Below are 7522 nucleotides of genomic sequence, written 5' to 3'. Positions count from 1 at the left end.
CTTGAACCTTACCCGGTTCCACGCTTCCATGGCGCCATGTTCACGACCTTCAGAGGCGGGCAAAGCGGCGGCTGGCGGGTGAGCCTGCTGGCGCCGGTCACGGGCGAGCCGCTGGCGCCGACGCCGGCGCTGGCGGTCGTCCGCGCCGAATCGATCGCGCTGCCGCTATTGCCCTCGCAAACCTCCTGGCGGCTGGCCGGCGTCGCCAGCCACGTCCGCTATGTCGAACGCGGCGAAATGCAGGCGCTCACCGCCGCGCAGGCCGGACTCGGCCGCAGGGAGGCGACCTGCGCGGCGCTGATCCCGATCCGCAAATCGCCCGCCTGGTGGGAGCTGACGCAGGAAGCGCGGCGGCAGATCTTTGAGGACAAGTCGCACCACATCGCCAGCAGCATGAAGTACCTGCCGGCGATCGCGCGCCAGCTCTATCACTGCCGCGACCTCGGCGAGCCCTTCGACTTCCTCACCTGGTTCGAATACGCGCCCGAACATGCCACCATGTTCGAGGAGCTGGTCGGCCTGCTGCGCGCCACCGAGGAATGGACCTATGTCGAGCGCGAGGTGGACGTGCGGATGGTGCGGGAAGATTGACCGCTCTCGTGCCCCGGACGCAGCGCAGCGCCACAAGCGCGTTCACGCGCGTCTTCGACGCGCTATGGCGGTGCGCTGCTGATCCGGGGCCCATCGCCGAACTGTCCGAAGTGTGGGTCCCGGCTCTGCGGAGCAGCGTAAAGCACGCTGCACCGCGTCCGGGACACGATGGGCATGCCTACCGCGCCAGAAACCTGCCCGAGGCGATGCGCGGCAGGCGCGCCACCGGCCAGTTGTAGAGGTAGCTCCACGCCCCGGTCGCCGTGCCGTCGTGCAGCGAAACCTGCAGCATCCGCCTGACATATTCGGTCGGCTCGGGGAAACCTGCGCCGCAGGCTTCATACATGTCGAACTCATCGAGCAATGCGTCGCGCGCGCGCAGGCGATACAATTCGCCGAACACGACGTCGGCGGGGTCGTCGGACAACACCAGCCCCGGATAATGCTTCACGCGATAGAGCCGGCCGCGGCAGCGGGCTTCCCCGAGAAAATCGGCGCTGCGCGACAACAGCCTCGCCATCGGATGGTCGAAGCCGCGCATCAGCGTGCCGTAGACAAAGAGGCGATCGGAGATCATGGAAGCTCCATCCCCGCCATTGCGAGCCAGCGGGTCGGCGCGACGCGCGGGAACAGACCGCGGCGATGTACGGTCTTGCGGTCAATCGTCAGTATCGGCATCGTCGCGCCATCATCATGATTCCGGGCAGTCCGGTCCATAGTGATCGCGGCTCATTTCCAGGTCTGCCGCTTCGACGGGCAAAGGTGAGGACAAGGCCTTGGACAGCATTGCCGGCACAGCATCGATCCTCGGCGACGGGGATGCTGCACCCGTTCATGAACGCAATGCCGCGGGGCGTTCGCCGTTTCTGCTGACGTGCGACCATTACGGGCGGCTGATCCCGCGCGCGCTCGGCGACCTCGGCCTGCCGGCGGGCGAGCTGACCCGGCATATCGCCTGGGATATCGGGATCGCCGGCGTCGCCGAAGCGCTGTCCAAACAGCTCGACGCGCATCTGGTCGCGCAGCGCTATTCGCGCCTCGTGATCGACTGCAACCGGCCGCCGCATGCCGCGAGTTCGATCCCGCGCATCAGCGAGGCAACGATCATCCCCGGCAACGAAAACCTGATGCGCGAGGCGGCCGAGATGCGGCGCCGGCAAATCTTCGATCCCTATCATCGGCGCATCGACGAGGTCATCGACCGGCGCCGGCAAGGGGGCATGCCGACGGTGCTGGTGTCGCTGCACAGCTTTACGCCGATTTATGCCGGGATCGCGCGGCCCTGGCACATCGGCGCACTCTATCACCGCGACACCGCCCTGCCGCCGCGGCTGCTGAAATTGTTGCGCGCGGAAACCGGTCTCGTGGTCGGCGACAACGAGCCCTATGCGGTGAGCGAGGAGACCGATTACACGATCCCCGCGCACGGCGAGGCGCGCGGCCTGATCAACACCGGGATCGAGATCCGTCAGGACCTGATTTCCGATTCCGCCGGCGCGAGCGAATGGGCGGACCGGCTGGCGCGGGTTTTTGGCGAGATTGAAGCGATGCTGCGCGCCGAGCGGCTGATCTAGCGCGCCCGCGTCAGCGCGAGCCAGATGCCGCCGCCGATCATGAAGCCGCCGGAAATGCGCGACAACAGCTGGGTGCGCTGCGCCGAGAAAAACAGCCGCGCGCGGCCGGCGAGCAGCGCATAGACGGCATCGGTCAGGACGGCGGTCACCATGAAGGTGGCGCCAAGCAGCGCCACCTGCGGGAAGTGGTCTTTGCCGATGTCCACGAATTGCGGAATGAAAGCGCCGAAGAACACCAGCACTTTCGGATTGGAGAGCAGCACCAGAAATCCCTGCAGGAAAAACCCGCCGCGCGGCGGCGGCGGCGCGTCGGCATCGATGCTTTCGACCGGCGAGCGGATGAGCCTGATGCCGAGCCAGACCAGATAGGCCGCGCCGGCAAACCGCACCCAGTCGAACCAGTAGCCCATGGTCGCCATCAGCGAGGTCAGGCCGATCGCGACCACGCCGATCACGATCGTCAGTCCTGCCTGGGCACCAGCGACGTTGATCAACGCGGCGCGGGTGCCGTGGCGCAGGCCATTGGCGATCACCAGCGTCACGATCGGGCCCGGCAGCAGCGCCAGCGCGATGCAGGCGGCGACAAAGGCGAGGTAGGCTTGAAGCAACATGGCGGGGCTCGTGATTCAATCGGACTGGCCCGATCGACTATGCACCAACCAGTCACGCGGGAGAAGCCGCCCTCTTCTCTTGCGGGCGAGGGTGCGCAGGCGGCCTTTGGCCGCCGTCCTCAGATAAGACGCCGATGCTTTGCATCGGCTGATGCGAAGCATCGCGGATGGGTGAGGGGTCTGTCTCCGCGAAAAGAGCAGCGAACCCCGGCGCCGTCATGTTCGAACTGCTTTCCAGGTCACGCGAAGAACGCGATCTTCTCGACCAGGCTCATGCGGCGGATTGCCGACGACGGATCGGTGTCTGGGGGACGCGGTTCCAGGAATTCGGCTGCAAAAGGCGTCGGGCCAAGCGACGGATGCAGCGGCGATGGCGGAGCGGCCGGGAACTCTGGCTGCGTCGCCGGCGGCACCGCGTAACCCCCGGCCCGGATCGGGACAGGCTCGATCTGCTCGGCGACAACCATGGTTTCGGAACGAGCTGGTTCGACACAGTCACCGTCAGCAGCATCGCCCCAAGGATGAGCGTCAATACCGGCCAAGGTGGCCAATTCGATATCCGGCGCGAGCATCATCGTGCAGGCAAGGGTGTCGTCTTCCCCCGCGACTTGCACAGTTGTCGCCGCAGAATAAAACTTCGCCGCAGGATTAGCCGCCGGCTGGACGGCCAGACCGTTCTCCTCGGCAAGCACCTCGATTCTGGTTCTCATCAGTTCGAATGCCGCTGTAAGCGCAGCCCGGATATCGACCCTCGCAAGCTGACTGCAGCTCTCGCAGATGGCATCGACCTGGGAGTCGATCGAGTCGCAAATGCGGGATTCGGCGCCGATTTCTCGCCAGCGTCTGGAAATTTCCTTCAGGATCCCGGCACCCCTGCGAATCGGCGCCAGTCGATCATCGATCGCCAGCCCGTTCGCGGCCGAAGCGGCTATCTCCGTAGCCTGATCGACGACGTTCATTATGGCAGCGAGGATCTCGGAGAGTCGGGTGTCGGACGCCGATTGCTGTAGTGCCTCCAGCGCCTGCTCAATTCGGGCCATCTCATCAAGCACCATGCGGGTATCGGCATTGCGGTTACGTTTGGCATATTCGCCTAGAAACCAGCGGCCGCTCGCCGTCTCCATGAAGGCTTCGCGGATCGCCCCATAATCGGCCTCATCTGGCTGGGCGGCACGGGCGGAAATCGGCGATAGGGCGAACGCTTTGTCGGCCATGGAAAACTCATTCGAGCAAGCCATTACACGCTGGGACAGCAATCGCAGGATTCGTTTGTGATTCGGGCAATATGGTGGTGATTGGCCGCCGGCATGGTGACGCGGAGCGGGCCGCACGCAACGTTAAGACGCGGTTAATCCCAAGCCGAAATCTTCCGCTCTCGAACGCTGTGCGACCGAAGAGAAGAACGCGATCCTCCCGGCCTGGCTCATGCGGCGGCGCCTGCACTCCGCCGTCACGTCATCGGCTACCTCACGTCCGAGCATCGCATGGGCCGCCTATCGAGAAAATTCCTGAGAAGATGGTTAATGCCAATTGCGGGACCAATGTCGGCTGCGCGGGCGCGGTGGAACTCCTGCCGAAATCTTCATGTTTCCTGTCACTTAGATCAGCCGTCGCGACGTGTTCGTCGCAATATCCCGAGCCGGCCTTGTCGTCGGCACGGAGCGAAGGCGTACGTGTCGACTTGGTTGCGTGTGCAACCGGTCGCACTTTGGTCGAATTTCTTGCCATGACTGTGGCGCGATCAGGGGCTCGCATGTTGGAGGTTACAATGAACAGTCCTGCTACCGCCCGCCCGCCAGGACGCCGCCGATTGGCGCTGATCTTAGCAGGCCTCCTCGCATTGCTCGGTTCGTTCGCGGTCACCGCACCTGCGCAAGCTGGTTACTATTACGGTTCCCATCCCTGTTACAACCGCTGCGGCTACGGCTACTCACCCAACCGCTACGCGCCCCAACGCTACTACAACGGGTGCTCCGCGTGCGGCTGCAGGCCGCGCTGCAATTCAGGCATCGTGTACGAGCGCCGCTACGTCGAACGCGAATATGTCGAGCGGCGCTATGGCAGGCCCTGCTGCCATTACCGCCGTCACTACGGCTATAATCCGTACGGGTACGGCGGCTATCAATACCGGTCGAGGCATTTTCCGTGGGGCTATGGCGGTGTCAGGGACTGGCGAGCGCCATATGGCTACCGCGAACCGTCCGGCGACAGATATGGCTACAGATACGAACCGTCCGCCGCTGGATATTATGAGGAGCCGCCGCGGCCACCAGCGCCGGTTTGGGACGAGACCTACTAGCACACATCCCGTTCCGATTGGATCGGAACGCAGGCTCCAGTTTCTTGTTTTGACACGTACCGGTACTCACCTCGTGCCCGCGAGCATGAGGTAGGCGCCGATCACGCACCAGAAGGCATAATTGCTGACAACCGGTATCTCGATAAACACACCAACGACCGCAAGGATCACCAGTACGAGCGAGATCATAAACCACAAGTTCACTGCGCATATCTCCTCGCGCTGCGACGAAACGCCCAAAATCTTGCTTAAATGATCGGACCCGGCGACGTACTAAATCTTGTAGCAAGTTCAAAGACCACGTCTGAGATACGTGGCCTGACCAGCATATTCCTCACCCGCAATGCACGTGCGCCTAGATTGTGACGCTCGTTGCGCGTTGCCCTTAAATGGCCGTCTGATTCGGGCATTTTTGAGGGCGTTAGTTGGAGCGTTCAAGGCCGGTAGAACTTTCGTTCCGCGAAAACCTGGTTTCGGCGGAGGGTTTATCGGATGTGACAAATCTCATCGGTGGAAAGGCCAACTTCCGGGAGCGTTCGAGGGATATTGTGGCTTGGCAGGCACGCCATTCACGTTCACTGCGCAGTGATGGACCGCGCGTTGCGTGGCGCAGGCCCCGCTGCCCCCATTTCGACACTGTTTGGGCAGCGGCGGGTCAATGCCACATCATGGGCCGCCGCTCCGGCCGAATCGCCGCAACTATCACGCAGTTCAGCTCGGCAAGTAATTGAATACCGGGCAGGAAACGATGGAATGCCGATCACCAATGCCCAGAATGAGCCGCGCGATGAGTGTTGCGGAATATGGTAAATAATTGGCGCCTGTCGCTAACTACCAGTTGTACAAGCAGTTTGCGGTCTCTCCGCGAGCCGGCCTGCGTGCGCGGAGATTCCCGGTCCGATTTTAGCCAAAAAAGCACCCGGATTCATCTGCTTTATCGACACAGCAAAAACCGGTGGAGCTCGTGATGCGTCGCCATGCCGTCATCGTCGCCGCAGCACTGGCATGGCTGATCACTATCGAAAGCGCCGAGGCAAGGCTCGACATTCTTGTCGATAAAGCGTCGCAGCGCATGATGGTCACCCAGAACGGCTACATGCGCTATATCTGGCCCGTCTCCACCGGCCGTGATGAGACGGCAACGCCAAGCGGCGTCTACGCTCCGCAGCGATTGGAGCGCAACTGGTTCTCCACCACCTATTATAACTCGCCGATGCCATATTCGATCTTCTTCCACAATGGCTACGCGATCCACGGCAGCTACGCGATCGATCGGCTGGGGGGACCAGCATCGCATGGCTGCGTACGGCTGCATCCCCATCATGCCGCACTGCTGTTCGACCTGGTGCAACAGGAAGGTCCGGGCAAGACCACCATCGAAATAACGGAGGAAGCTCGCTCTGACCAGCCGTCATTGCCGGGGCGCGAGATCGCGGCGGGACGAGGCCCGTACCCGCCCGTGCCGAGGATCGTACGTTACCGGGAAACCGGTGACACGCCTGAGCTACCCCCGGCGCAGCGCGGCGATGGGCCGATGGCCGCGGGGCGTGAGATCGCGGCAGCACGAGGCTTGTACCCGCCCGCGCCGAGGATCATACGTTACCGGGAAACCGGTGACATGCCTGAGCTATCCCCGGCGCAGCGCGGCAATGGGCCGATGGCCGCGAAGAGTGCCTTGCCGCCGAGGCCGCCGCCGCCGCAGGCGCCGGCCGGCCGTCGTATGCTGACCGATGTCAGGCCGCCCGCCGCCAACCTGCCGCGCGCACCAAGCGGAGCAACCGACACTGCCAACGGTTCGCCACGGCCGTCGGACGAATCTTCCGACAGTCGTCCCAAACCGAGGCTTGCCGAAGCACCGCCGCCAGAACCGGCGCAACATGCGCCGTCGAGCTCCGGTTTCAAGCTCCTGCCTGCCTCCTGTTGGACCGGTGGCGCGTCGCGATGGCGATGGTGGGCATCGGGCCAGGGAACTCCATGCAGGTGATTTCTTGGAGAACGAACGTCGGCGATTGCAATCGCAGCCGGCTTTGAGGTTCGGAACGTCGCAACACCCCCTCCCCCGAAGAAGCCGTTCTTGCACGAAGATTCAGCCTGTCACGGCGCGACGATGCCCGCGCCATCATAGATGCGCTCGCCGGGCGGAAACAGCGGATGACGCAGCGGTAGATCAGTGTTGACCACCACCCCAGTAGCAACCGCCGACGCCACCGATACACGGCCCCGCCGTGCGGGAATTGCGGCGGGCCCCTTCTGGCATCATGTTCTCGAAAGCGCGCGGGCGATCGTCTTCGAATGGTGCGCAGCGACGAAACCACGGATAGCGATCCTCGTGCGCCGCGCCACATTTCGCTGCCGACTTTGAAGTGGGGGCCCTCGTGTCGCGGCGCGGCGTTGAAGCCGGCGGACTCGCCGGAGCAACCGATGGAGGTGCAGGAGCCGCCGGGGGC

8 protein-coding genes are annotated in these 7522 nt (G+C 63.6%); 4 read left to right on the top strand and 4 right to left on the bottom strand.

Going from position 1 to position 7522, the window contains the following annotated elements:
- Nucleotides 1-36: 36 nt before the first annotated feature.
- Nucleotides 37-591, top strand: a complete 555-nt coding sequence (locus WCE35_RS23130; protein WP_424595636.1) for a chlorite dismutase family protein — start codon at nucleotides 37-39, stop codon at nucleotides 589-591.
- 178 nt (nucleotides 592-769) lie between these two features.
- On the opposite strand, the gene WCE35_RS23125 is transcribed toward WCE35_RS23130, so the two are convergent.
- The gene (locus WCE35_RS23125) at nucleotides 770-1168 is read right to left on the bottom strand and encodes a gamma-glutamylcyclotransferase family protein (RefSeq protein WP_424595635.1); all 399 of its coding nucleotides are present in this window, start codon (nucleotides 1166-1168) and stop codon (nucleotides 770-772) included.
- Between the two features lie 199 nt (nucleotides 1169-1367).
- Here WCE35_RS23125 and WCE35_RS23120 point away from each other — a divergent pair, with 199 nt between their 5' ends.
- Complete coding sequence (locus WCE35_RS23120) at nucleotides 1368-2165, top strand: N-formylglutamate amidohydrolase (protein WP_424595634.1); 798 nt, start codon at nucleotides 1368-1370, stop codon at nucleotides 2163-2165.
- On the opposite strand, the gene WCE35_RS23115 is transcribed toward WCE35_RS23120, so the two are convergent.
- Nucleotides 2162-2776 carry a LysE family translocator gene (locus WCE35_RS23115; protein WP_424595633.1) on the bottom strand — a complete coding sequence of 205 codons (615 nt, stop codon included), beginning with the start codon at nucleotides 2774-2776 and terminating at the stop codon, nucleotides 2162-2164. The two genes, WCE35_RS23120 and WCE35_RS23115, sit on opposite strands and share 4 nt — an antisense overlap.
- Nucleotides 2777-3015: 239 nt before the next feature.
- On the bottom strand, nucleotides 3016-3990 hold the full coding sequence (locus tag WCE35_RS23110; RefSeq protein ID WP_424595632.1) for a hypothetical protein: 975 nt from the start codon (nucleotides 3988-3990) through the stop codon (nucleotides 3016-3018).
- 554 nt (nucleotides 3991-4544) lie between these two features.
- Here WCE35_RS23110 and WCE35_RS23105 point away from each other — a divergent pair.
- Nucleotides 4545-5075 carry a hypothetical protein gene (locus tag WCE35_RS23105; RefSeq protein ID WP_424595631.1) on the top strand — a complete coding sequence of 177 codons (531 nt, stop codon included), beginning with the start codon at nucleotides 4545-4547 and terminating at the stop codon, nucleotides 5073-5075.
- A gap of 66 nt (nucleotides 5076-5141) precedes the next feature.
- Here WCE35_RS23105 and WCE35_RS23100 read toward each other — a convergent pair whose 3' ends face one another.
- Complete coding sequence (locus tag WCE35_RS23100; protein ID WP_424595630.1) at nucleotides 5142-5264, bottom strand: hypothetical protein; 123 nt, start codon at nucleotides 5262-5264, stop codon at nucleotides 5142-5144.
- A 778-nt stretch (nucleotides 5265-6042) separates the two neighbouring features.
- On the opposite strand from WCE35_RS23100, the gene WCE35_RS23095 reads away from it, so the two are divergent.
- The gene (locus tag WCE35_RS23095; RefSeq protein ID WP_424595629.1) at nucleotides 6043-7059 is read left to right on the top strand and encodes a L,D-transpeptidase family protein; all 1017 of its coding nucleotides are present in this window, start codon (nucleotides 6043-6045) and stop codon (nucleotides 7057-7059) included.
- The last annotated feature ends 463 nt before the right edge of the window (nucleotides 7060-7522 follow it).

The organism is Bradyrhizobium sp. (genome assembly GCF_049691595.1).
Taxonomy (GTDB): domain Bacteria; phylum Pseudomonadota; class Alphaproteobacteria; order Rhizobiales; family Xanthobacteraceae; genus Bradyrhizobium.
This window is presented reverse-complemented; position numbering and strand designations above follow the sequence as displayed.